We start from the raw sequence: 25,112 nt of genomic DNA on the forward strand, positions 1-25,112 counted from the left end.
CTAAAAAACCAGTCCGGACGCTTGTTGAGGCCGCGCAACACCCGTTGACGCTCTTCGTCACGGTGTTATACTGGTAGTAGAAGTATCTTGCAAACCGGTAAAAATTGGGCACAAGTTCCGCGCCACTAAGGCGTGCGTTTGTCGATAAATTTAAGTGTGCGGACCTGTGCGTTTGGGAAAGTGCTGAATTGCCAGCGCAGCAAGTATGCCAAAGCGCTGACGAGACAGAAAAACTCCAGACAGTAAAGACGATGCATAGTCATCGGCTCTGCTGTTTGGATTTTTTCAAATGCCGAGACGATGTGTCTCGGTTTTTGGTTTGCGGGCGCATTACTATTAACTTTTTCGTTATGCAAAACGAAACACTTCGGAGCGACGATGGAGGGCGGCTGGCCGTCAAATACGTGCCAATCGATTCCCTGCGTCCCGCTCCGTATAACCCGCGCAAGTGGGATGAGACGGCAGCCGCACAACTGCGAGAAAGCATTACGCGATTCGGGATGGTCGACCCACTGATCGTAAATGCCGCACTTGGACGCGAGAATATCATTATCGGCGGACATTTCCGTTGGGAGACGGCAAAGAAGATGGGCATTACCGAGGTACCCGTCGTCTTCGTGAAAATATCCGACCCGGAAAAAGAAAAGGAGCTCAATCTCCGGCTTAACCGTAACACCGGTGAATTCGACTGGAATTTGCTTGCGGAGTTTGACGAGTCGTTCCTTGCGGGTATTGGTTTCAGTTCAGAGGAACTTGATGAGGTTTTTGGCATTGATGAGAACCCGGAGGTGTTTGACCTTGAGAAGGAACTCCGGAAACTCGACATCGCGCAGATCGAAATACGGAAAGGCGCTGTGTGGCAGCTCGGCGATCACCGCCTCATGTGCGGCGACAGCACCATCGAAGCGGACGTACTTAAGCTTATGAACGGTGAGAAAGCCGATATGTGCTTTACTGACCAGCCATATCTGCTTGATTATCTGCATGGTAAAAAGCGCCACGGCAAAGCCACGACCGGCTTTGGCCTGAAGCGCGACCGTCGATACCTGGAAACAGAATCCCTGCCGGACAACTTTGTAGAGTTATGGATGACGAACGTCGCAAAAGTGCAGAAGCCGGACTTTTCCATTATTGCCTACGAGCATCCAAAGAATCTGCGGGCACTGTGGAATGAGTTGGAAAAGCATTGGAAGTATCGGGGCACCATATTCTGGCATCTTCCTAATCGAACGCAGGGCTTCGCGGCGAAGTATAAGTTCTTCAATAAGGGCGACATCGCCATTGTAGGTACTGGCGGGAACGTGGAACTGAATGACGAGCCGGAAGAGGATGAATTGTTGCAGAACGAATACGAGGCGGCTTTATATGCAACCTCGGGGAAACCGCACTGGGAGAGTTATGAAAAAGGCAAAAAGATATGTCCGACGGATTTCATAGAATTCAAAGCCGCGGACGAGAAAAGTTCAGGCCAAGGAATAATCTTCGGCACGAAGCCCATAGAAATTCTCGTTCCGTACATGAAGGTTTTAACCGTGCGCGGAGACATTGTGATCGAACCGTTCGGGGGAAGCGGGTCGACATTGATCGCTGCGGAAAAACTGAAACGGCGGTGTTACCTCATGGAAAAGTCGCCCGTCTATGCTGAGGTTATTAGAAAACGCTGGGAAAAATTAACCGGGTTAAAAGCCCACAAGATCCATGGAAACAAGTGACAAGACCGTGCCGGAAGTACGGCAAGATAAAAACAAAGAACACATGCTCGATAAGCTCCGTAAGCTTCCCATTATTGAAGCGGCATGCAGGGAGGTGGGCATAGGCCGAGCGTCTTACTACCGCTACCGTAAGGATGACCCGGAGTTCGCAAAAGCGGCGGACGATGCCATAGCGCACGGGGAAGATTTCATCTCCGATATGTCCGAAACACAGCTCATTGCGCTCATCAAGGACCGCAACATCCCGGCAATTTCCATGTGGTTACGGGCGCATCGGGCAAAATACAGCACGAAGGTGGAAATAAGCGGAAGCGTAAAAAGCATTAACGAATCCTTAACCCCGGAACAGGAATCCGCTGTGCAAGCTGCGCTGAAATTGGCGTCGCTTGCGGGCATGGATCCCGAGCCGGAAAAAAATCATGAAAGCGTTAACCCAAAACCCGAGGGTGATGAATTGGTTTAAGAAAGACGGCATGGTGCGCCGCGCCATCGCGCGTATGAGCCATGTCTGGTTCTTCTACACGTATATCGCCATTCCAGAGATGTACGAGATAGCTCCGTTCCAGAAGGAGATGTTCAACCTGACACAGGACGATCGCATCAAGAATGCGGCGGTGATCGCCTTCCGCAACTCCGGCAAGAGCACCATCATGACCACATCATTTCCGCTATGGGCGGTCATGGGTCGACCGCAAAAGAAGTTCGTGGTCATTCTCGCCCAAACCCGCACTCAGGCGCGGCAGCACCTAGCGAACATTCGCCAGCAACTGGAAGGTAATGAACTCTTGAAAAAGGACCTGGGACCTTTTCAGGAAGAAAAGGATGAATGGGGTGCATTCGCGCTCAACCTTACCCGTTATGGCGCACGTATCATGGCGGCTTCGAGCGAGCAATCCATACGCGGACTCCGGCACGGCCATTACCGGCCGGATCTTGTCGTTATAGACGATTGCGAAGATCTTGCCTCGGTGAAAACCCGCGAAGGACGGGACAAGATACACCAGTGGATTATTGGCGACATCTTACCCGTCGGAGATCGAAATACCAAGTTCATTTTCGTCGGGAACTTGTTACATGAAGATTCCGCTCTCATGCGCATCAAAAACGCCATTGTGAACGGTTCCATGAACGGCATTTGCAAGATGTATCCGTTGGTGGATGACGACGAGCATATTGCCTGGCCGGGCAAATTCCCGTCGGAGAAAGAAATAGACGAATTGCGGCGGACCGTTGGCGACCAGAACGCCTGGCTGCGCGAATTCATGTTGAAGATCATTCCGGACCAAGGCCGCGTGGTGTATCAGGAATGGATACACTATTACGACAACTTGCCGCCTCTTATTGGCACGAACTTTCGGGAAACCGTGATCGGGGTTGATCTGGCTGTCACCGAAAAAGAGTCCGCTGATTATACGGCTCTCGTTACAGCAAGGGTACATGGTTACGGCGCGGACATGCGTCTTTACTTGGAGCCGTTCCCGGTAAACGAACGCATGGAGTTCCCCGATGTGGTGGACAGGATTATACAACTCTATAACGAAGCGCCTAAGCCCTGTCGGGTTCTCGTCGAACAGGCCGGCACTCAGCGGTCGCTTCCTCAGATGCTGGCGCGTCTTGGGGTTCAAGCCGAGGAAGTTTCAATCGCTGGCAAAGACAAGCGTGCGCGGCTGGCAGGCATCACGAGCCTCATTAAGACAGCCAAGATCCTATTCGCCAGAAAGGGCCATGAGAGGCTTATCGAAGAGATGACTGGCTTCGGCGTGGAGAAACACGACGATCTGGCGGATGCGTTGGTGGTAAACGCGCTGAACCTATGGGGACGGATCGAAGCACAACCGGCATTTGCGGTTCTAAGCGGCGTGGCTTCGATGTTTGATCCGAAAAAGAACTATGCCGCAAAGAAAGAAACTGCAGACGAGGAGAATGAGCGCGCGCATCACGAGCATGAACTACGGCTGTATCGAGAAGCAAATGAACAACGCATGAACAGTTATTGAGGCATTTTGGGGGTCTTTTGGGGTCTGGACTTCCTTGGGGCTTTGCGTCATTCCTTGTCCTTGGAGAATAACCATTAACTTCAAGGCTATGGACAAAGCACAACCCATGACGCGTAGTATTGCTGGTGTTCTAGAGGGGTCTCGCGGGTCGAACGAGGCCCCTCCGCCGCTCATCCGTTACTGCCTCTATGCGCGGAAGAGCTCCGACGAGAGCAGCGAGAGGCAGGTTATGAGCATCGACAGTCAGGTAAAGGAAATGTTGGAACTCGCGCAACGAGACGGCCTTTCTATCGTTGAAATAAAACGGGAGGCGCATTCGGCCAAGAACGCCGGAGAGCGCTCCGTGTTCAACGAGATGATAAGAGAGATACGCGCAGGGAAATTTAATGGGGTGGTAACGTGGGCCCCGGATCGCCTCGCTAGGAACTCTTTAGATTTTTCGCAGATCATCGATCTTCTCGACAATAAACTCTTGATTGAGGTGCGCACGCACACGCAGCGGTTCACGAACAATCCAAACGAGAAATTCATGCTGATGATCGTGGGGGCGCAGGGTAAGCTGGAGAACGACCAAAAGGGCCTGAATGTAAAACGGGGCCTTCGCGCCAAGTGCGAGATGGGACTATGGCCAGCTCCTGCGATGACCGGCTACCTCAATGAGATGCGAACCGACCGAAAAGGCTATGTAATTATAGACCCCGTGCGCGGGCCTATCGTGACGCAAATGTTTGAGAAGGTTGGTAACGATGGCTGGAGCGGTAGAAAGGTGTACCGCTGGCTGCATGAAATCGGATTCAAAACGGTAAACAATGGGACGATCTGGCTAAGTTCGGTACAGAAGATACTCCGGACCAGTTTCTACATGGGCGAATTCCAATACCCTGCTGGTACGGGCAAATGGTATGTGGGCAAGCATGAACCGCTGACATCCAAAGAGATATTCCAGCGGGCACAGGAGGTTATGAAGCGCGAGAGCGAGTTCCGATACATGTCTAAGGACTTTGCCTTCACGCGGCTCATGAAATGCGGGCTTTGCGGAGCGGGCATAACCGCCCAAGAAAAACACAAGCAACTCAAAAACGGCGGTACGGCAACCTACATCTACTACGGCTGCACGAGAACCAAGAACCTGGACTGCCCAATCGCCTACCTGAGAGAAGAAGATCTGATCGTGCAGCTTATGGCGCTTATAGACAACATGAGCATGGATGCGCTAGGCCTTCGCAAGAATCTGCGGGAAGATATCGAACGGCATAACAAATTCCAAGCGATGCTTGGTGCGGAGGCGCAAAAAATCCACCTTCGGGATGTGGATCTAAAAAACTACGCAAAGCACGTATTGAACACCGGCACCACACAAGAAAAACGAGATGTCCTCGCACACCTCAAAGATCGACTAATCCTGAAGGATCGAAGGATTGCGCTGGAATAAACAATCGTTGCGTTGCGTCTCGGGAACTCAAAGTTCTCGAGGTTTTATTTGGCACGAAGATAGCTTCAAAAAATCAACAGCCTCGGTATATAAACCGCCTAACCCGCTAAATTTACTTGCCAGCTTTTCGCCTCTAATATTTTCGTAAAAAGCAATCATCCAATTCTTTGGCTCGTTCCGTAGTAGACTCTGCGGGATACACGCAACCCTCCGAAGCACATCTTCTTTAGAGTCGAAGCGGTCCATAAAGCGTTCGTTCAAATTAATGTTTCCTTCTTGCCCAGAAGCTAGTCCAAGTTTAATATCAGAATTCTTCGTTAACACAAAAATGCTTGTCCCGCTCGCATTCATGTAGTGTTTGAGAAAAAATATGTTCTTGGCCGGCCCGCCACCAGCGTTCCGGATTTTAACCTCGGTGGCATCTTCGTTGCCGCCGGTTATTATCAGGAATGGCTGGGCGTTTTCATATTCAAAATCTGCCGTCTGCTTATTAATTTTATTTGCTTCGAGGGCATTTTGGATTGTCTGTCGAGAAACAAAGGTGGATATGCTGATCGTCAGAATGCCAAAAACAATGGAACTGATCCCAACGTAAAGCGAAGTATTGTTCTTGAGACCAAACCAGGCTCTCTGATAGAAGGGAGCGAAGACCGTCAATCCTTTTTCTGTCGCTCTGTAGAAATTAATCGAATAGGAGTGGTCATGACCTAGTTGATCCTGGGGCACCTCTTCCAGATAACCTCTAGCAACCAAATTCTCAACCGCACGTCTGTCGTGCTGAGCGATTCCATTGATCAAGTCTGCTGGAGAAAATAGTCCTTGAGGACGATCAACCACAACAGCTTTCAAGATATCTCTTTCCTTTTTGGTCATAGACATTCTATCATCTTTCATTTTCCCACTTTTTTATTGATTCCCAAAAATACCCGGATCCCAAACCGCGTTCTGCTAGTGTACCAATTCTACCATTGAATTTGTCTGCAAAAACCTCGAGCTTTTCATCCATCGCCTCTTCGATAAACTTTTTGAAGTCTTCCCTGTTTTTTATCCTCTCGATAAACTTTGAAATACGATTTGCATAAAATCTGCCAAAGTTTGGATATGCCCATGGTTTTTTCCCTTCGGCCTCCTCCTCAGCAACCGCCTTAAGACAAAACAGCATGTTAAACTGACAAGCCAGACTAAGAAATTCATCTGTATCCACAGCAATGAACTTCTTAATAAGGTCATTCTTCGCGAAGTCTTCCTTCAATCGATTAAACATTTTTTCCGCACCATGGACAACTTCGGGCGCAAAAATAGCCCCGCTTTCCCAAACTCTAAAATAATAAAGACGCCCATTATGGTCGCGCTCAACTTTATAATTTAGTAGCAAGTGTATAGCCGCGCCACTTAATTTGAGTAGCGCATGAATTGCTAAATAATAATATGCGTTATGAACTGAAGCCGATGGGACAGAGAGAATAACGGTGTATCCGTCTTTTCTATCGGCGAATGAAATTATGGGCCCAAACTTGTCTAATACCCTGCGCAGGATGTTTATTTTCTCATGTTTAATAGCAAGTAAGCCGACGGAAATAATCGGATTCATCGCCAACTCCATTTCCTCCAATATTCCCACTGCCTGTTCTGGGGAGGCTGCCTTGGCATGGGCTTCATCCCATACTTTTTTAATGTGTTGAGTTTCAGCGTCTAGGAAATCGTCAACTTCAACTGACTTATTGGAGGAAATCAACTTTTCAATACCTTCGACGGCGGAAACTCTACCGACAGAGATGACTTTATCTGATATGTCCTCATAAATCATACTTACTTCATTGCTTCCGACATCTTCCTTTCCTTTTGTGCTTTTCTTAACTAATTCCCATAGGTTTTCGCAGTTGTTTAAAATTCCGGAAACAACTTGCGAAAGAATATCAGCATCTCCCTCAGCTTTTCTTTTATAGTTATACAGGTGCGACTGAATGGCCCACGCATCCTGTAAAACAGTTCGTAGTTGAATTTCGCAAAAAAGAATTTCTTTCCGGCCATTGATTACAAAGTCTTTTTTGATAATATAATGTATGCCTCTGTAGCCGCTCTTGCCAGAACGCGGTTGTCTATCAATATCCGAATACTTTTTTGCCAATTCTTCATTTAGTATGGCATCAAATCGATCGGTATCGCTGATACAATGGCAAATAACCCGAGCACCAACAATGTCCTGTAAATCGGTAAGTCTTGCAAACTTTCCATTAGAGCTTGTGATTTTATGTTCTATCGAGGGAGCGCTTTTTACTCGCCAGTCAATATCATAAATATCGACAGTTGTTTTGTGTTGTTCGCGAAGCTCCAATAACAACGCAAGTACCTCGTCTTTAAAGGAGTTATAATACGGTTCATAAACTTGTAGTTCGTCTTCTGCGCTCATAATATTTGACACTACCACTACATAAAAAATCGCGCAATCACAAAACCGCCGAAGAATCGGCGGTTTTGCGGTTCCTCTCCGAAGCTGCGGGCACGAAGCGCGTCCTTGACGGATCGCGCCTCATGACGCAACCACCCACTACGGTCGGGTGAACTGAGTGGCTGCGGGGGAAGGATTCGAACCTTCGTTCACGGCTTCAAAGGCCGCTGTCCTACCATTAGACGACCCCGCAATATTAATTTTCAAAACTCTCGAAAATCTTTTTTAAGAATCTTCTGCCACCTGCTGATTTCAGATACTTTTCTCTTTTGTGCGCATCAGCAAAATTATCAAATACTTCTTCGTGAATTATCTGCCAGGGTGTGTACCGTTTCGTATAGAAATGTCTGCCCCTTGTTATGCTCTCCGATCCTCCTTGATAGATCGTTTGTGACACCAACATAGCTCTTCTTGGCAACCATGCTTTTTAAAACATATACCGTAAACATAATCTGATTTGAGACGACCCGCCTAGACGAGCTAGGCGAGGCTGGCCCCGCATTTCAATAAAACTTCTACATGCCTTCTGGCGAAATGTTCGGGGACACATCTGACGACTTGCGCCTCCCATATTCTTTTAGAAGTTCCTCAATTCGCATGGTGGAAAACTGGAGAAATTCTTCTCTGGGCATGCCAAAACCCGCTTCACTGTCCGAAGACTCTAGTGCGGCACGCATCCGGTAGAGCTGTTGGTATTCTTTTTTCAGATCTTCCGGAGCCAACTCTGAAACGGGTTTTACTTTCTTGCCGGATGAGGTTTCTGCCAAGAGCGTCTCCATTCTCTTGAGCTTGCCCGCAACACCGCCCGGCTCGGCTTCCGCATCTTCAACTTGGGCAAGTAAATCTTTGCGAGGTTCCGTGTTTTCCAGAAGCTCACTCCAGATATGTTTTGCCTCCTCCATTTCTTCCGGAGAAGGTAATTCCCGATGATGTTCTGATGACATAGAGATATGAATTATACGGATTTAATGTTGCGCGTTTCGTTTTGCTTAAGCAGTTCTCCCATTTCCACGATCGCAAGTTCAAAGACAAGCTGGGGAAATGACGTACGCTTGAGTTCAACGTCTTTATCCATAAGCAGCGACTGCATTTTGGCAAGCGCTTGCAGGGAAGCAAGCCCGGCGTGTCTTTTTAATACCTCCTTGTGATCGGGCGAGAGGTCTCGGGCAATGAGCGGCCCAAGCTTCTCGTCCAGTTTCCATAACAGCAGTTTGCGCACCCATTCGCACAGCATTCCCAGCATCAGTTCCACATCCTCTCCTTTTTCGTACGCTTCTATAAAATATGCGAGCGCATCGGCAGACTTTCCCTGCAGGATTTTCTCGGCAAGTTCCAGGGTGAGGTGCAGGTCCGCAAATCCCAGAATATCCTTTGCTTCTTCGTATGAGACATTCTTTTTTCCGATAAGGAACAGCTGTTCAAGCAAGGTCTCGGCATCGCGCAGGGAACCCGCAGCGCTTCGCGCGATCTCCCCAAGCGCCTCGGCCTGAACGCTCATACCTTCTTTTTTTAAAATACGTTCAAGCTCTCCCACGATCTCCTCGCGTCCCAAAAGCCGGAAATCAAAACGCAAAGCCCGGGAAAGAATGGTATCGGGAACCTTTGCTATCTCGGTAGTGGCAAGAACGAATATCGCGTGTTTCGGAGGTTCCTCAAGGGTTTTTAAAAGAGCATTAAACGCTTCTTTGGTGAGCATGTGGAACTCATCCACGATATAAACCTTGTACTTCCCATGCATCGGCGCGAATTTTATTCCCTCCCGAAGCTCGCGGATATCGTCAATGCCGCGGTTTGAAGCGGCGTCTATTTCAATAAGATCCAGCGAGCGCGATTCGGTTATCTCTATACACGACTGGCACTCATTGCAGGGTTCTACGCCCTTCTTTTGGCAATTTAGCGCCTTTGCAAATATCCGGGCGACGCTAGTTTTTCCCGTTCCGCGTGGACCCGTAAAAATGTACGCATGTGGCACGCGGTCGGCTTTAAGCGCTCCTTGGAGCGTGCGCACCACGTGTTCTTGCCCCACGAGCTCTGAAAATTTCTGTGGGCGATATTTTCTATAGATCACGAGATTTTGCATATGCATTCGAAAACTCCAATCACTATAACACAAAACCGCCGAAGTTCAAATTTAAATTATTCATTTTATGATATAGATATAGAAGCGCTTGACATTTACTCCTTGTGAACGCATACTAAGAAATACAAACAGAACATTCCAAATGGAGGAAATATGAGCACTCCACAGTTCCTGACCGAAGATCAAAAGCGGAAGATCTGGAATGTCATTCGGGAGAATACCCTGCCCGACGACCGGAACCCACAAGAAGTCATCCGCGACATCTACAACGGCGACGAGGAAGCATACCTTTTCGACATGGCACGCTATCATGAAGTCGCGCTTGACGGCTAAGAACGCATCTCTTTCGAAACTTAAGACCATCCCCGCAATCTGGCGGGGTTTTTCTTGTTGCGCGAACAGACTTGACACGCTAGAGATGGCGAGTTATATTATATCCCGTACTTTGCTATCAGGTTTTCTATAGGAGGATCTCGAGATGATTTACATTCTGAATGAACTTATGGAAATGTTTCAGGATTGGCCACTTGGTACAATCGCTGGCATTCTCCTCGCATGTTTAGTTCTCGTAATTATCGGACTTGTGGCATGGCGCGTATTTGTAGCCATCGATTCATGGTTTTTGGCCGAGAGAGCTGGCAAGGGCAGGATTTCAAAGAAAGAATTCAATCTCGCTCACGCGGTAACCGGTCTTTTCCTCGTAGTTGACGACGAATATATAGTGTATGTGGAAGTGGATGGTCGGAAAGGCTCCATCATGATCGACAAAGCGCGATACAGTAAACTGTCACAAGATGAGTGGGTTGATGTGAGTTACTCGGTAGGCAGAATCTCCGGTTGGGCCCATATCAAAACCCTATCGCAGTCCACCGTGACTGTATAACCATCGGGCATCACCCAGTGGTTTTTTCTTTTCAGAAAACTTTCAGCGATTGAGCCAGAAAAACTTCCACATTCCTCCTTCACAATGCCACGGACGAGCAAGCGACCTATAACTTTAAACACTATTTACAGAAAGAGATATTTTCTGTATCCTATACAGTTGGTTCTTTGAAAAATTATATACTGGAAAAAGAAGGAGGGCGCATGACGGCTCGTGAGCGGCTTTTGCGGCTGGAAAAGATTCAGCGCGTACTGGGCTGGACGCTGGTAATGAACCTCAGCGCTTCTCTTATCAAGATCGCGCTTGGTTTTACAACAGGAATGCTTATGATCGTTGCGGACGGATTCCACTCCCTGGGCGACTCGCTTTCGAATGTCGTTGGTTTTGTGGGCATTAAACTTGCCAAGAAGCAACCGGATAAAACATATTCCTACGGATACGACAAGTTTGAGTCGATCGCGACGATGCTCATCATTTCTCTGATATCCGTTACCTGCTACAAAGTTTTTGAGGGCGGTATCGAGAGATTCTTAAACCCACATCCTGTTAAGATTCCCACTTTAGCACTTGCGATTCTCGTCGCATCCATGGCAATAAATCTCGCGACAGTTCTCTATGAGGGTGGCGCCGGAAAAAAACTGAAAAGCGGATTACTTATTGCCGATGCGAGCGAAACCAAAGCGGATCTTGTGATCTCGGGAGGAGTTCTGGCAAGCGCAGGGATCATGGCGTGGACAAGCTGGTGGCAGGTTGATGGTATCGTAACGCTCCTTATCGGTTTTTCCATTCTGCGGGTTATTTGGGGAATGATCTCTCCGACCGTTCGCGTACTTGCGGATGCGCAAGCGGTGCCGCCGCAGGACGTCATCAAGGTGGTTTTTTGCGTGCCGGGGGTTGAATTTTGCCATGCGGTCCGTTCGCGTGGGCCTGAAGAAGGATTTTTTCTTGAATTGCATATTGGGGTAAGGAAAGACCTGACGGTTGAAAAAGCCCATGATGACATCTGTCATCGCGTCAAGCGTGCACTGCATGACGCCTTTCCGGGCTTGAGATCGGCAAACATCCACATTGAACCGGATAACGCGCCGGCCCGGGAACGCGCAAGCAGTATTTTTAAAGAGAAAGATCCGTATGACTACTCGTAGATCTATATTATATCCGCCACACTTTGTGTAGCGGATTTTTTCTTGCTACACGGGTAAAAGCAAATAACCCCAAACGCCATTGACGGCATGAAATATTTTCTGTATCCTATACAGTTGGTTCTTTGAAAATTCATCCCAAAGACCGTTCGATGCGAAAGGAATCAAATATGACCGAACAAAGGGTTGATGTCGTCATTGTGGGAGCGGGTGTGACGGGTGCCGCGATCGCGTGGGCATTAGGTTATGCAAACATCCAAAACACAGTGATTATTGAAAAAAATCCATGGGTGGGGCAGGTGAATTCGCATCCCATGAACAACGCGCAGACTTCGCACGATGGAGGCACCGAGACCAACTACGGCCTTGCTCATGCCCTGGAAGTGAAGGCGTGCTCGGACATGCTTCGCGCGTATTGCGTGAAAAGAAACGACCCTCTGCTTTTTCAAAAGCGTCTCCGGATGGCGCTTGGAGTGGTCCAGGACGAAGTTGAAATGCTACACAAACGATTCATGGAATTTGCCCCGTATTATTCCGATTTGCACCTTGCAGAGAGAGAAGAGCTGGCAAAGCTCGAGCCGAAAATCATGGAAGGAAGAGACCCCGCCAAACCCATCTGTGCTTTGGTGAGCACCGAGGGTTATATCGTAAATTATCAGCGGCTCGCGGAATGTTTGCTTGAGGATGCGATGAAAGAAGCCGGGAAAAATAATGTCCGGCTTGAGGCGCTGTTCAATACGGGAGTAAAATCCGTAAGCAGAAATGGCGGAGGATTTATTCTGGAAACGGATACGGGGATGCGATTTTATGCGCGGGAGGTCGTTTTTGCCGCCGGCGCCTACAGTCTGCACTTCGCTCATCAGCTCGGATACGGCAAGGAATACAGCATTCTTTCCGTTGCCGGAAGCTTTTTCTCCGCAGGCCACCTGTTGGATTCCAAGGTCTACCGATGCCAGATAGAGGGTCTGCCCTTCGCCGCAATCCACGGAGATCCGGATATCCTGAACATGAACGATACGCGATTCGGCCCGACCACAAAACCGCTTCCGCTCATGGAGCGCTATCACTATGAGACTTTGTGGGATTATCTGAAGCTGTTCCTCAGGTCTCCCTGGGCGGTGGGGCACGGAATATGGAGTTTGGGGAAGATACTTGCGAACAGACGCATTTTGAGCTATGTATCGAAGCACTTTTTGTACGACTTGCCCGTCATCGGCAAAGCGCTTTTCTTGCGCGAGGTCCGCCCCATCATTCCCACCATCCGCTACAAAGATCTCAAACTTCGGCGGGGTGCGGGAGGCATTCGCCCGCAGATCATTAATCTTGCAAAAGGAGAGATGATCATGGGTGACGTCACCATCGAAGGGGAGAGTTGCCTTTTTGTCACTACGCCTTCTCCCGGTGCGTCCGTGAGCGTGTACAACGGAATGCGCTTTGCCAAGTACATCGTGCATTCCCTTGGAGAAGACTACCGGTTTGACGAGGAACGATTCAGGAAAAACCTGGGACTTTAGAAATTATGAAAGAGAACCGCATGGACATTGTCCATGCGGTTTTATTTGTTAAAACATGACTACTTGCTTATTTAACAAAATATCAAGGACATATCCGGTTCTCTCGGATCATGAGCGAAGAACTTCTCTCATGACTCCTCCCTGCCGGATATAAGCAAGTAGCAGTGGATTTGAGATTTTTTTCTCAAATTGCCGTACGTGTTGACGTTTACCATTCTATCTGCTACAATGTATTTTGGTAATCCTAGCCATTCTTTTACAACGGAGGTAGTAACAATGAACATTTACGCCAAACCAGGAAGCAGGGTGGTATTTTCTCATCCGAATAACGGATACCCGGGTGACCAGAAAAATGCTCAACGGCATTTGCAAGTCGGCCACACGTATACCGTGGAAAGAACAGAGGTTCACAGTTTCTCTACCAGGGTATTTTTGCAGGAGGTTCCAGGAACTTTTTTCAACAGCGTTCTTTTTGAAGACGCGAAAAACGGACAATAGTTCATGCGTCTCCTCGCGCTTTTAGGCCGCCCGATATCATCCGGCGGTTTTTTATTTGCATGTTTCTTTCGGAAAAAGTGATGCGCCGTTCCTGGTAATACAAGGAACGGCGCAAGCCCCCGCTCGCTTTGCGAGCTCACACCAATGTACATTGGTGTGGGGGCAAGGCGATGCTTAGACGGTAGCCGGTTTTGGATGGAATTCCGCATCGCGGCAGTTAGTGATGAGCTTCCACAGCGTTATTACGGAAATCGCTCCGCTGGCACCGACCTTTATAACATTTTCCGGAACCTCCATCTCGGTACGGACAACGACACAGAGCTCCATCAACTCGACCAATTCATGCATCGAGTTGAGCATACAGTAATCTGTCCACTTGAATTTTTCGGAAAACAGCGCAAAGTATGCTGGCCGAATTCGTATGGGCGTCTCTGCCGGTAGATTAACTGCAAGGCGATATCTTTCCCGCTGCTGAATCGCAAGCTCCACGTCGGCATCTGCCGCAGCCATGGTAAGGCCGTTGTGCGTCCAGACGTGGATGCGGGGTTTGGTGGAAATGAGCTGCCGGTTGCGCTTCTTGAAAAAAATATCCCAGGCCACAGTGTACAAGAACATGCTGGCAACTACGCCAAGAAAGGGCAAGTACATTTTCGGATACGAATTGACGGACAAATAAGCATGACTAGCGTGTGCCGCCAAAAAGGTGATTAGGCTAGCCACTACCCCAAGTCCGGTCCAATGTGTTTTCAAAATGCCAACCAATTTCTGTATCATTGCCTTTCTCCGTTCTGTTCTTCGCCTCCCCATTTCCCCGTAGGGTTCCTTTGGCAAGCTTAAGATAACATTGTCTGTCAGCAAGCCGAAGTTTGTTGAGTAAGGGCTTACGAGAGCACTCAAATAAGGCTATTTTTGAGTGTAATTACATTATAGCATATAAAATATAATTGTCAAGATTGACATGGGAATAAGAAAGAGGAATGCTGAAAAATAACGGAGGTGCCGAATGACACGCATTGAAGAACTGGAACAGGGCTTTGGAGAGCATCCATTCTCCAGGCTCCTTGGCGCAAAACTGGAGAGACTTGAGACGGGCTTTGCAGTCGTGAGCGCCAAAGTTACTCACGAGATGCTTATTACACAGGGAATGGTGCAGGGCGGAGTTTCCTTCTCTATTGCCGACTTTGCCGGAGTATACGCGGCAATGTCGAGGATTTCCGCGGGACACACCCCGCTTGCGAATGTCCACGGGGACTACTACGGTCCTTTTCGAATCGATGAGGTTATTCTCGCCCGGGCCGACGTGGTAGCCATAGACAAGAAGTCTTTGCACGTTATCGTTGAGGTTTTCTGCGGGTCAGAAAAAAGGGCTCATTTCACATTGCGCTTTGCAAAACCTAAAGAGTAGCCGCACATCCGCCGAACGGCGGATTTTTAATATGAATCCTTTGGTGTATGATGGATTTTGTGGAAACGCAACACACAAACACAGAGATGGCGGTTTTTGGTGGTGGTTGCTTTTGGTGCACGGAGGCGGTATTTAAAATGCTCAAGGGCATTATTTCGGTAATGCCGGGTTACGCAGGAGGGACAAAGGCGGATCCGACCTATGAAGATGTCTGTGATGGCAGAACGGGACATGCGGAAGTTATCCGCATCACGTATGATCCGACGAGTATCTCTTTTACGGATCTTCTTTCGGTTTTTTTCTCGACCCATGACCCCACAACAAAAAACCGGCAAGGAAATGACATAGGGCCGCAGTACCGGTCCATTATCCTGTATACGACCAGGGAACAAAAACAGGAAGCAGGGCAATTTATCAAGGAACTCAACGAATCACACTCCGACGGCGGCGCTATCGTGACCGAAGTTAAGGAGCTTACCCATTTTTACGAAGCAGAAAATTATCACCGTGATTACTATGCAAAAAATCCGCAGAATTCCTATTGCGAACTTGTCATAAATTCAAAACTGGAAAAAGCGCAAAAGAGATTCGCCCAGTTGCTTAAGGACATTCCGTAATATCTGGTGAGTACGTGGGCGGGATTTTCGTGATATACTTCCCCATATGACTACTATTCTCGGGCAGGAAGAAGCCCAACGGATAAGCCGACTTGCCGAAGGATCAGAAGATCCGCAGCAGACTGTACGGCTAACCGAAATGCTGCTGCAATTTGCCGTTGATCGCGGCGCGTCCGATGTACACATTGAGCCGTATGAGCAAGACGTTGTCTGCCGTTTTCGCATTGACGGCTTGCTGTATGATGCCTGTGTATTTACCAGACCAACGCACGAGAAAGTGCTTGCGCGCATCAAGGTGCTTGCCAATCTTAAGATAGATGAACATCGCGTGCCGCAGGATGGGCGCTTTGTGGGAAAGTTCGGGGAGAAAATGGTAGATTTTCGAACTTCCGTTCTGCCGCTCATGTTCGGGGAAAAGATCGTGCTACGCGTACTCCCGCGCGAGGTAAAAATGCTCGCGCTTACGGAATTAGGATTTGACGAACACGCCGCTACTACCATTCTGCAAAATATCCGGAAGCCCTACGGCATGATACTGGTATGCGGGCCGACGGGAGCGGGCAAAAGTACCACGCTCTATACGCTTTTGCAATCGCTCATTGCCGAACGCGGCGTGGGCGCCAACATCAATACTATCGAGGATCCCGTGGAATACGCCATCCCGCGCGTTAATCAAATACAGGCAGGAAGCGGCACGGGGCTTTCGTTCGCAGTGGGGCTGCGGGGCCTTCTGCGCCAGGATGCCGATGTCATTATGGTAGGGGAGATACGCGACCGGGAGACCGCCGAAGCTGCCATTGAGGCGTCATTAACGGGCCGCATTCTACTCTCGTCACTGCATACGCGCGATGCCGTAGGCGCGCTCATCAGACTTTTGGAGATTGGTATTGAGCCTTATCTCATCGCATCCGCCGCAACGCTTATGATCGCGCAGCGTCTGGTACGGATGCCCTGCGCCCACTGCGTTGAGTCTTACACACTTGATCCGGACGTCTACAAGGGTCTAGAGACGCGGTACGACCTTGGACGCATCATTGATGATATTGAAAAGCGTATGCCGCATCTCACGCCAATTCCACGCCCGCCCATGCTTTTTCGCGCCAAAGGCTGTGACGCGTGCATGCATACCGGCTTTAAGGGCCGCACTGCGGTTTTCGAAGTGCTGGATGTGAGCGATGCGATGCGGGCTCTTTTACAGAAGCGCGCGTCCGCCCAGGCTTTACGCGAACAGGCTCTGCAGGAAGGCATGGTCACGATGTTTCAGGATGGATTTGCCAAGGCGCTTACCGGACGCACCGCGCTTGAAGAGATACTGAAGGCAACTCTTGAATAATGTCTCGCGGATAGTTCGTAAAACGCGATTGGCCCTACCTTTAGTAACATGAAGCAAGAAAAACCCATGCCGAAAACGGAAGATGGGTGGAAAGAAAAACTTACTCCGGAGCAGTATGCGGTGTTGCGTCAGAAAGGAACCGAGGCGCCGTTTTCCGGTGGATACGTTCATGAAAAAAGAAGCGGAACGTACAACTGCGCGGCATGCAACAATCCGCTTTTTTCCTCCGATGCCAAATTCGATTCGGGGACCGGATGGCCGAGCTTTGACCAAGCTCTACCCGAAAGCGTGGAGCATGTGAGTGATGCAAGTCATGGAATGAACCGCACGGAAGTTGTCTGTAAAAAATGCCGGTCCCATCTTGGCCATGTGTTTGACGACCTGCCTCGCTTTGCGGGCAAGGCGGGCGGTCCTAGCACGGGGAAGCGATATTGCATGAATTCCGTTTGCCTTGATCTTGAAGAGAAGTAGGCACGGTTTGAATTTTATCCGGCGCGAGGTATACTATCAAGCACAAGAGGTGTCATCATGAGTGTTCTTTTCAATAGGCCTGACAACGGGGAGGCAGATGATTTCAAGGGACCTGTGCTGATATGGATAGAGCCAAGACCAGACGTTCCCTGGCATCGGGCGTACCACATAAACCGGATTATTTCGGAAGAGTCGCACTACTATGACATTTCGGAGATCGACAATACGACTCCGGAAATTATCAAGCGCATCTCGGATGTTGACGGGATTGCGAGAATCGGCATTGAGCTAACTTGCGTGCGAATTTCCCTTCGTCAAAATCTTGACTGGGAGAAAGCATGGCCTGCCATTGAGAAGCGCATCATAAGCATGCTCATGCAGTTTGCGAGAGAAAAGGACAGCGAAGTCGAGTGTCTCGAGCGTCTTGTCCACTGATTTTTCCAGTGCCGCTCCGTGTACGGAGCGGTTTTACTTTCAAGTGACAGAAAATCCATCACCAGATTCTTGCAGTAAGCAAAGGCCTTTGGCAAGGGCCGAGTTTTTGCTACCGGGTCAGCCCGATCCCGGATCGGAAACTTGCAAAAGGAGTGTCTCGGTAAGAACTAGTATTGTGCCATCCGGCGCTTCAATGCTATCGCGCATATCGATAAATAATTCATGGCGATACTGTTTTACGATCTTTCCGTCCGGAGAGGCAATGATAATGCGGCGGTTTTCTTCGTCGAGAATTGCAAGAAGCTTGCTTCCTTTAAGCCCCCGAAGGCGCACAGTGCCGCCAAAATTCTCGGAGATGCCAAGCGTCTTGTCGCTTGTGACTTTCCCCCCGACGACTTGCAGAAGCCGGTGGTCTTCGGAAAGAAGATAGAGGGCAGGTGAGAGCACCGCGGCTCCGCGCCACGCAAGCGCGTTATATTGTTTTCCAAGCGCAAGAGGCGTAAACACATCAGACTTTTTTTCGTTGAGCATTTTACGCGCGATGGGACCATTTTGCGAGACGGCGAAGATTTCTTTTACGCCGCTTACCAAAAATACAGGCTCCGTAATGGTTTTTGGAATTCTGATATCCTGCTCCCGGTACGTTTTTGTTTGCGGCTCAAAAACCGCAAACATGTCCGGCGTCAATAGCGCAAGACGCTTTTGGCCCTCCGCCGTTACGGCGACTGCCAGCGTCTTTTTTTGGCTTATTATGCCGGTTATAAGGAACCGCAGATTTTGGTTTTCAGTGACGCGTAATAGCTGCACGAAACTTTTTTCGGCAATGATATAGTCGTTCATTTCTCCTTCCAGAAGGATTTCCGGTGAAAATTCAATGGCAAGCTTGGAAAAGTCGGCAAGGACAAAAACAGATATGGGCGTGATCCGGTCTATCTGCCGGATGGCATTTTCCAGAATGAGACGGACTTCCTCGGTCTCTTCGGGAATATTCTTCTGGAACAGCGATCCGTTCAGAGCCTGAAGCGAATCGGCGAGCATCGAGCGTTTTTGAATTTGCGATACTTCCTGTTTCTCCGTCCGTATCCGCGCCGTCAGATCGCTCATCCGATCACTTAACAGTACACGCGATGTCGTCTCCTCATGGGTGCGTACGATATGCGGAATCATTCCGGTAAGTAATAATATTGAGACTACCGGAAGAAGGACGTACCAACGAAGAAGGTATCGTGTTGCGCCCGACGCAAAGATCTTAAAAGGCGTGCGACGCATTTTTTCTCGGGGAATTTCTTCTGCAAAATCATACTTTTCTCTGCCGCCCGGCGCCATGCTTTCCAGCATCTGGTTGATCATTGAAGGGGAGGCTCTGGGACTTCGCGGGTTGGGAGAGGCAAGGTTCCTATGGTTCGGACGCGTCTCCGGGCGAGAAGTATGATGCAAAAATTCTCCACCGTCTCCCAGGGAAAGATCGGGTTGCTCGATTGCCGAGGTATTTGAAATGCGCGTGATGATGGCGGCTGCGGCACGGCCTTCGTTATTGATATCCTGGGCAAGATGCAGTTTTGCATGTTGTGTGAGTTCTTCAAGCAGGGGGGGCGAGAGAAACACCGAATCTATCTTTTCAATGAGCGAAGTGTCGATAAAATGAGGCGTTACCGCCAAAAGCTGGTCTTGGGCCATAAGCCTTCCGCGCACAAGGTGCGTAAAGGGATATGCGGAAGTGGTTGCAAGCTCCGGAGCGTTTTTGTGGCTTATGGAGCTTATAAGTTCACCCCGCACCAAATACGAAAAAACCGAACCCGTTTCGCTCACGAGAACTGCGCCGTCCGCAATGACCATAAGATGTATATGGCATCGGGCGGGACGCGATGTGAACGTAGACGTTTCGATGTGTTCCTGCAGGTAGGTATTGAGTTGTTGAAGCGTGCGGTGGAAGCGTTCTTCCGGCAAGCCGTGCGCAGTGCGGTAGTATGTCCGCCGTACTTCCAAAAAAAGAGAATTTAGGAGCGTTTGTTCCTGTAAGGAAGCGTCTTCAATGTGTCCGATCATGTACAGATTCCCCAAGGGGATTTCGTTCACATGAGTCGGCTCATAGGCAAATGTTACGGCAACATCCGGGCTTCTTCTTGGCAAATGCACAAGCTCCCTCACCTCGGCTTTCAATGCCGGGAGCATTATGAGCGCTGAAGATTTTTTAGAGTCCTTTCTCATGGAAGCCCACGAAGGCCTTTAGTCGGCAGAATACCTGACTTACAAGTAGCATCAATGCTTACCTTGCCCTGCGGATCATTGAGAAAGATAGGATTGTATGATGTGCTTTCTGTACAGTAACGCCGTATTCTTGGACGGATGCCATGCACTTGGAACATGGTTCCCGCCCACGCGAAGCAAAAGTCCTTGCATCGCGCCCGCCCTTCATAATTACAGTATACTCCCTGCCGAGCCCCAGCACATCCTTGACGTTTTTGATTCATCATGATATTACGGAGACATTTCCCAAGATATCCATAGCTTATCCAAGGGATATCTCCTGACGCTTCATTACTTTTCTAAATAGAGGAAGCCAGAACTTAAAAAATCAAATAATATGCCAATCTCGGGAAACTTCTGTCAACGTAGGCGGCAGAGCATATTATTGCCTATACCATTTTTTAAAGAGTGTTATACTGAAAAAGTCCTTAACATCTATCCCATACCCGACGGTAAGGCGCCGGCGCTATGCTTGGCGTTTCGCGCTTCAAATGTCTGGGCTGAATTTTTTTATGCATTACGAAAAAGATATTTTAGGAGAACTTTTTGATTCCCCGGTGAAAGTAAAATCATTAAAGCTTTTTTTGCGCAACCCCAACGAGGCTTTTTCCATTAAGGACGGAGCCCGAAGGTTGCGGGTCGCATCAAGCGAACTTGCGCGTCAAATCAAGAAGTTTCTGGCCATTGATCTTATACGAACCCGTACGATACGGACGACAAAAAAAATCAAGCGGCGCGTCCGCATCAAGAAAGAAACGATATATCATATCAACCCACACTTTGCGTTTTTCAATGAATTGCGCAGCCTCGTGCTTAAATCGTCGCCGACCGCATGGGATAAAAAGATCGATGCCATAAAGAAGCTTGGCAGAGTTAAACTCGCAGTCATCGCGGGCCATTTGCTGAACGATGAAAAGGCGAGGCTCGACGTACTTGTCGTTGGCGATGCGTTGCATGCCAAATCCGTTGCATCATTTATGCGAGGTCTGGAGGCGGATGTCGGGAAGGAACTCCGTTACGCAGTGCTTCTTGCGCAGGAATTCATTTATCGGTACGGCATGTATGATAACTTCCTGCGCGATATTTTCGAGCGCCCGCATAAAAAACTCATCAATAAGATGAAAAATATCGTGGGTGACTAACGCGCGCGTAGCTCAGCTGGTTAGAGCGCTGCATTCACATTGCAGAGGTCCCCGGTTCAAGTCCAGGCGCGCGCACATTGCAGGGGGCGAAAAGCAAATGTCTTTGCTTTTCGCGGGGTGGAATACAGAAGTCTTTTATTCCACGGGCAAGTACGATGTTTCTGAAAAATGAGGACTTGCCTAGGAGGCTTCAATGTTTTTAATCGTATAAAAGCCGCCCAGGACTACAGGTTCGAATCCTGTACCGCCCACCAGAAACCGAAATACGCTCCTTGCGGGCGTGTTTTAATTTATCGTCTATGATAAGCTTTGCCCATGTCCCATCTCAACGTGGAAATAAAGGCAAGATGTTCCGATTCGGAAAGGATCAGACAGATACTCATTTCAAAGAATGCGGATTTTCATGGCAAGGACCATCAAATAGATATGTATTTCAATGTCCAGCGTGGACGGTTAAAACTACGTGAAGGGGACATAGAGAATTACCTCATTTACTATGAAAGAAAGGACAAGGAAGGCCCGAAAGAATCTCACGTAACGCTTTTTCCGACGACCCCAAGGACATCACTGAAAGAGATTTTGGAGAAAAGCCTTGGAGTACTTGTTGTGGTAGATAAAAAGAGGGAGATCTATTTTATAGAAAATGTGAAATTCCACATTGATGAAGTTGCAGAGCTTGGCGCTTTCGTAGAGATAGAAGCGATCGACAAGGATGGCTCTATCGAAAAAGAAAAACTACAGGAGCAATGCCAGCTTTATATGCAGTTATTCGGTATTAGCGACACTGACCTCGTTTCTGTCTCCTACAGCGACCTTCTTTTGAAGAAGTGACGGGATTTTGTTCGTTTTTATTTGATCATGACTAATTTAGTCATGATTAAAACTTAGTTTTTACAGGAAGAGACCTGAGAGGCCCAAGAGGCTCCTCTTCCTATTTTCCGGTAAATCCGTATACTGTATGAGGTAATGTATGCCGTTGTAGTCTAGGCCTTTTCCGCCTTTCTATCGGAAATTGAAAAGGCCGTAATCCCGGCGTACTCACCGGGGCCTAGCTGATTCAGCTGAGCATGCATTAAAAAATTACATGCCGTTGTAGTCCAGGTTTTCTCCTCTTGTATACCAGATTTGGAGAAAACCGTGATCCCGAGCGTAGCGAGGGCCTCAGCGAAAGCTGAGCCTCCAAAATCAATATGCCGTTGTAGCAAGGCGCCGCTCGCTGTGTTCTATCAACTTAGTAACGGCGCCGAAGTGCCGCGTACTCGCGGCCTCAGCGAAAGCTGAGCCTCCAAAATCAATATGCCGTTGTAGCTCAGCTGGTAGAGCAACTCCATGGTAATGGCTCGGTGACGTGAGAATGGATAATTACCTTTTAGTCATTATCTTTCCTCATTTACAGCACCGCTCTAAAACTGGAGATGACCTTCCAAATGGGTTAGAATAGCGAGTGGAAAAGAGATTTTCAAAATTGAAAATATGCCGTTGTAGCTCAGCTGGTAGAGCAACTCCATGGTGAGACATTTTGTCTTCTTGCCCATCAGATCGGAAACTTTCTGATGAATCCCGAATTACGGTTAAAGACCCACGCCGGGTTCAGACCGTGGCGTTTAAGAACGCCCGAACGACTGACAAGGGAGGCTTCTTCTCCGAAAGGAGAATGCTTAAGATACAGTCTAATCTCCTCGTATAGGGCAATATAGAGGTTAAGGAGGAGTGTGAATGAAGGAGTAGGTCGTCGGTTCAATTCCGACCAACGGCTCAAAGAAAAGATACTGCAGCAGTTTTGTTGCAGTATTTTTTATGGAGATTAAGTTCCTCGTTAATCGCTTCTGCGACTATGCGACACATTTTCGCGGTAACTCACCGGCGACGATCAAGCGATACCATTTCGTGGCCAACACGTTCATAAAGATGATGGGCGTGGAGGAAATAGAGCAAGTGAACAAAGACAACATCCGGGAGTTCTTCTTTAGGGGTAGGACAGAGCGCAATTGGAAGAGTAGCACCTTTATCAGCTGTCATAACACCCTTAAAGTATTCTTCGAGTGGTGCATTAAAGAAGGAAGAATGCGCGGACCCAACCCTACCGACGATACAGAACAACCAAAGTTAGAAAGGCGGTTACCATTGAAGCTGTCAAAACAAGACTCCATGCGATTGCTAGAGGTAGTCTACAACTATCCGCATGTATCCAAATTCACGCGCTATCGCAACCAGGCGATATTCGCGACATACATATTTGCCGGTCTACGCAAAAAGGAACTCTTGAAATTGACCTACACAGATGTAGATCTTGAAAACATGTCTATATTTGTCCGCCAGGGTAAGGGAGCCAAGGACCGGGTAGTTCCCATCTGTACGCGGCTTGCCGACATACTGCTACAGTACCTAGTAGAGCGGAAACGCCTACGCAAGACTTGTCCGGAGTTCTTTACCTCATTAACCTTCAATAGCGGATTTACGGACCATGGCTTAAAGCATCTGGTGGAGCAGACGCGAAAGATTTCCAAGATAGATTTTGGCATCCATAAACTTCGCCATACCTTTGCCACGCTCATGCTGGAAGGTGGTTGTGACATTTATAGTCTGTCCAAGATGATGGGGCATTCGGATATAAAAACGACCACCATTTACCTGGCAGCTAACATTGAGCATCTAAGGGGGCAGATAACGAAGCATCCGCTGAATAGCTGATAATAACCGCCTGGTTATAAATGCTTAGCAGTAAATTTGCATTTAGGGTAACTTGAACAGCCATAGAAATTACCGAATTTACCCTTTTTCGGCACTAACTTTTCGCTGCAATTTGGACAGGAGCCTTGTTTTATTTTAGCAAATGAGCCTCCGGGTAGTATGCGCGGCTCTGGATAGGAATTTTTTTGTTTCTTTTTAAAACCACCACGATGGAAAAAACTATTGCGGTGATATATGCCCTTTTTTGCCCTAGCAACAGATTTTGAATGACTGCTCATACGTGAGAAGTTGGTAAATTTACCCCACACCCTCGTTCACTAAAGTATATTTGATAATAAGATCGCTTCATTGAGTTTTTGGCATTAACTTAAAATTAGCCAAGCTTATTCCGCTACTTCAAGTGTGCCCATGCGCTCCTGCACATTCGCAGCAAGAGCAGCCAGGGCCTGTATGACTTGATCGGGAGAAGCACGTTGCACCGTCACGCCTTCTGGTAGGGAGGCTACGATTCGGGGGCGGCCCAATAGTCCTTCATCAAGTAATACCGCAATTCCGACATCGGTCTTTTTCCGGATCAAGCGCCCAAACCCCTGTTTTAACTCTAGGGCGGCAAGTGGCTCATAATACCCTTCAAAGCCATTCCCGCCGTGCGCGTCTATAAAATCCATGCGTGCCCGTATAACCGGTGCACTCGGTCGCTTGTACGGTATTTTAAAAATGAACAGACTGCGCAGAGAATCTCCTGGGACATCAACCCCTTGCCACAGCGTTAGCGTCCCTATCAATACCGAATTAAGATCTTGCCGAAATTCGGATAACACAGAGCTCGCAGATTTCCCACGCGCCTGCTTTAAAAGAAGTATATTTTTTTGCGTAAGAGCTGGGTAAAGCAGCTCGTAGAGTTGTTCTACTTGTTCATGACTTGAGCAAAGTACCAGAGACCCTCCATCCGATGCGATAATAGCATCTTGCAGGAATGCCGCAGCTTTCTGGAAGTGCTTAGCTTTTCCTTCCTTGTACGCAATCCCCTTTGGTACAAAAAAACGAACCTGTTGTTCATAATC

At 48.5% G+C, this 25,112-nt stretch carries 26 protein-coding genes and 2 tRNA genes; 19 read left to right on the forward strand and 9 right to left on the reverse strand.

Annotated features, from left to right (window positions below; all coding sequences use genetic code 11):
- Positions 1-350: 350 nt before the first annotated feature.
- The 4 genes from Q7S09_04210 to Q7S09_04225 all read left to right on the forward strand — a co-directional run bounded on the left by Q7S09_04210 (position 351) and on the right by Q7S09_04225 (position 5,141).
- On the forward strand, positions 351-1,712 hold the full coding sequence (locus tag Q7S09_04210; protein ID MDO8558360.1) for a ParB N-terminal domain-containing protein: 1,362 nt from the start codon (positions 351-353) through the stop codon (positions 1,710-1,712).
- Complete coding sequence (locus Q7S09_04215) at positions 1,699-2,175, forward strand: hypothetical protein (protein ID MDO8558361.1); 477 nt, start codon at positions 1,699-1,701, stop codon at positions 2,173-2,175. The genes Q7S09_04210 and Q7S09_04215 overlap by 14 nt, the downstream gene beginning before the upstream one ends.
- Positions 2,132-3,709 (forward strand): hypothetical protein, encoded by a 1,578-nt coding sequence (locus Q7S09_04220; GenBank protein MDO8558362.1) that lies wholly within the window; start codon positions 2,132-2,134, stop codon positions 3,707-3,709. Before Q7S09_04215 ends, Q7S09_04220 begins: the two co-directional genes overlap by 44 nt.
- Before the next feature lie 88 nt (positions 3,710-3,797).
- Entirely contained in the window at positions 3,798-5,141 is a 1,344-nt protein-coding gene (locus Q7S09_04225; protein ID MDO8558363.1) for a recombinase family protein, read from the forward strand.
- 27 nt (positions 5,142-5,168) lie between these two features.
- On the opposite strand, the gene Q7S09_04230 is transcribed toward Q7S09_04225, so the two are convergent.
- Both Q7S09_04230 and Q7S09_04235 read right to left on the reverse strand, forming a co-directional pair.
- A complete protein-coding gene (locus Q7S09_04230; GenBank protein MDO8558364.1) occupies positions 5,169-6,014 on the reverse strand; it encodes a hypothetical protein in 846 nt (281 codons plus the stop codon).
- A 10-nt stretch (positions 6,015-6,024) separates the two neighbouring features.
- Complete coding sequence (locus Q7S09_04235) at positions 6,025-7,551, reverse strand: RelA/SpoT domain-containing protein (protein ID MDO8558365.1); 1,527 nt, start codon at positions 7,549-7,551, stop codon at positions 6,025-6,027.
- A gap of 5 nt (positions 7,552-7,556) precedes the next feature.
- On the opposite strand from Q7S09_04235, the gene Q7S09_04240 reads away from it, so the two are divergent.
- On the forward strand, positions 7,557-7,703 hold the full coding sequence (locus tag Q7S09_04240) for a hypothetical protein (protein ID MDO8558366.1): 147 nt from the start codon (positions 7,557-7,559) through the stop codon (positions 7,701-7,703).
- Positions 7,704-7,709: 6 nt separating this feature from the next.
- Here Q7S09_04240 and Q7S09_04245 read toward each other — a convergent pair.
- From Q7S09_04245 to dnaX, 3 genes are all read right to left on the reverse strand, one after another.
- Positions 7,710-7,783, reverse strand: a tRNA-Gln gene (locus Q7S09_04245).
- A 322-nt stretch (positions 7,784-8,105) separates the two neighbouring features.
- Complete coding sequence (locus tag Q7S09_04250; protein MDO8558367.1) at positions 8,106-8,534, reverse strand: hypothetical protein; 429 nt, start codon at positions 8,532-8,534, stop codon at positions 8,106-8,108.
- 11 nt (positions 8,535-8,545) lie between these two features.
- On the reverse strand, positions 8,546-9,670 hold the full coding sequence (dnaX, locus tag Q7S09_04255) for a DNA polymerase III subunit gamma/tau (protein MDO8558368.1): 1,125 nt from the start codon (positions 9,668-9,670) through the stop codon (positions 8,546-8,548).
- A 153-nt stretch (positions 9,671-9,823) separates the two neighbouring features.
- Here dnaX and Q7S09_04260 point away from each other — a divergent pair, with 153 nt between their 5' ends.
- From Q7S09_04260 to Q7S09_04280, 5 genes are all read left to right on the forward strand, one after another.
- A complete protein-coding gene (locus Q7S09_04260) occupies positions 9,824-10,003 on the forward strand; it encodes a hypothetical protein (GenBank protein ID MDO8558369.1) in 180 nt (59 codons plus the stop codon).
- 145 nt (positions 10,004-10,148) lie between these two features.
- Positions 10,149-10,553 carry a hypothetical protein gene (locus tag Q7S09_04265; GenBank protein MDO8558370.1) on the forward strand — a complete coding sequence of 135 codons (405 nt, stop codon included), beginning with the start codon at positions 10,149-10,151 and terminating at the stop codon, positions 10,551-10,553.
- Positions 10,554-10,720: 167 nt separating this feature from the next.
- Entirely contained in the window at positions 10,721-11,698 is a 978-nt protein-coding gene (locus Q7S09_04270; GenBank protein MDO8558371.1) for a cation diffusion facilitator family transporter, read from the forward strand.
- 167 nt (positions 11,699-11,865) lie between these two features.
- A complete protein-coding gene (locus Q7S09_04275; protein MDO8558372.1) occupies positions 11,866-13,209 on the forward strand; it encodes an FAD-dependent oxidoreductase in 1,344 nt (447 codons plus the stop codon).
- Positions 13,210-13,485: 276 nt separating this feature from the next.
- Positions 13,486-13,707 carry a hypothetical protein gene (locus tag Q7S09_04280; protein ID MDO8558373.1) on the forward strand — a complete coding sequence of 74 codons (222 nt, stop codon included), beginning with the start codon at positions 13,486-13,488 and terminating at the stop codon, positions 13,705-13,707.
- Between the two features lie 174 nt (positions 13,708-13,881).
- On the opposite strand, the gene Q7S09_04285 is transcribed toward Q7S09_04280, so the two are convergent.
- Positions 13,882-14,379 carry a hypothetical protein gene (locus Q7S09_04285; protein MDO8558374.1) on the reverse strand — a complete coding sequence of 166 codons (498 nt, stop codon included), beginning with the start codon at positions 14,377-14,379 and terminating at the stop codon, positions 13,882-13,884.
- A 331-nt stretch (positions 14,380-14,710) separates the two neighbouring features.
- Here Q7S09_04285 and Q7S09_04290 point away from each other — a divergent pair, with 331 nt between their 5' ends.
- Genes Q7S09_04290 through Q7S09_04310 form a run of 5 tightly spaced genes read left to right on the forward strand, consistent with a single transcriptional unit; the run spans position 14,711 to position 17,968 of the window.
- Positions 14,711-15,112: a PaaI family thioesterase gene (locus Q7S09_04290; GenBank protein MDO8558375.1), complete on the forward strand. Its 402-nt coding sequence runs from the start codon at positions 14,711-14,713 to the stop codon at positions 15,110-15,112.
- Positions 15,113-15,159: 47 nt separating this feature from the next.
- Positions 15,160-15,729: a peptide-methionine (S)-S-oxide reductase MsrA gene (msrA, locus tag Q7S09_04295; protein MDO8558376.1), complete on the forward strand. Its 570-nt coding sequence runs from the start codon at positions 15,160-15,162 to the stop codon at positions 15,727-15,729.
- 46 nt (positions 15,730-15,775) lie between these two features.
- The gene (locus Q7S09_04300) at positions 15,776-17,062 is read left to right on the forward strand and encodes a GspE/PulE family protein (GenBank protein ID MDO8558377.1); all 1,287 of its coding nucleotides are present in this window, start codon (positions 15,776-15,778) and stop codon (positions 17,060-17,062) included.
- 48 nt (positions 17,063-17,110) lie between these two features.
- Positions 17,111-17,533, forward strand: a complete 423-nt coding sequence (gene msrB / locus Q7S09_04305; GenBank protein ID MDO8558378.1) for a peptide-methionine (R)-S-oxide reductase MsrB — start codon at positions 17,111-17,113, stop codon at positions 17,531-17,533.
- 57 nt (positions 17,534-17,590) lie between these two features.
- Entirely contained in the window at positions 17,591-17,968 is a 378-nt protein-coding gene (locus Q7S09_04310) for a hypothetical protein (GenBank protein MDO8558379.1), read from the forward strand.
- Between the two features lie 117 nt (positions 17,969-18,085).
- Here the strand turns inward: Q7S09_04310 and Q7S09_04315 are convergent, their stop codons facing one another.
- Positions 18,086-20,176, reverse strand: a complete 2,091-nt coding sequence (locus Q7S09_04315) for a hypothetical protein (protein MDO8558380.1) — start codon at positions 20,174-20,176, stop codon at positions 18,086-18,088.
- Between the two features lie 551 nt (positions 20,177-20,727).
- On the opposite strand from Q7S09_04315, the gene Q7S09_04320 reads away from it, so the two are divergent.
- The 4 genes from Q7S09_04320 (at position 20,728) to Q7S09_04335 (ending at position 24,048) form a co-directional block, all read left to right on the forward strand.
- Positions 20,728-21,357 carry a hypothetical protein gene (locus Q7S09_04320; GenBank protein MDO8558381.1) on the forward strand — a complete coding sequence of 210 codons (630 nt, stop codon included), beginning with the start codon at positions 20,728-20,730 and terminating at the stop codon, positions 21,355-21,357.
- Between the two features lies 1 nt (position 21,358).
- Positions 21,359-21,432 (forward strand) — tRNA-Val (locus tag Q7S09_04325).
- A gap of 240 nt (positions 21,433-21,672) precedes the next feature.
- Positions 21,673-22,188 carry a class IV adenylate cyclase gene (locus Q7S09_04330; protein MDO8558382.1) on the forward strand — a complete coding sequence of 172 codons (516 nt, stop codon included), beginning with the start codon at positions 21,673-21,675 and terminating at the stop codon, positions 22,186-22,188.
- 966 nt (positions 22,189-23,154) lie between these two features.
- Positions 23,155-24,048: a tyrosine-type recombinase/integrase gene (locus Q7S09_04335; GenBank protein MDO8558383.1), complete on the forward strand. Its 894-nt coding sequence runs from the start codon at positions 23,155-23,157 to the stop codon at positions 24,046-24,048.
- 14 nt (positions 24,049-24,062) lie between these two features.
- Here the strand turns inward: Q7S09_04335 and Q7S09_04340 are convergent, their stop codons facing one another.
- Together Q7S09_04340 and Q7S09_04345 are read right to left on the reverse strand one after the other, a co-directional pair.
- Positions 24,063-24,326, reverse strand: a complete 264-nt coding sequence (locus Q7S09_04340) for a topoisomerase DNA-binding C4 zinc finger domain-containing protein (GenBank protein MDO8558384.1) — start codon at positions 24,324-24,326, stop codon at positions 24,063-24,065.
- 105 nt (positions 24,327-24,431) lie between these two features.
- On the reverse strand, positions 24,432-25,112 hold a 681-nt coding region (locus Q7S09_04345), incomplete at its 5' end, for a helicase C-terminal domain-containing protein (GenBank protein ID MDO8558385.1).

The sequence above is a fragment of the bacterium genome (assembly GCA_030649025.1).
Taxonomy (GTDB): domain Bacteria; phylum Patescibacteriota; class Minisyncoccia; order JAUYLV01; family JAUYLV01; genus JAUSGO01.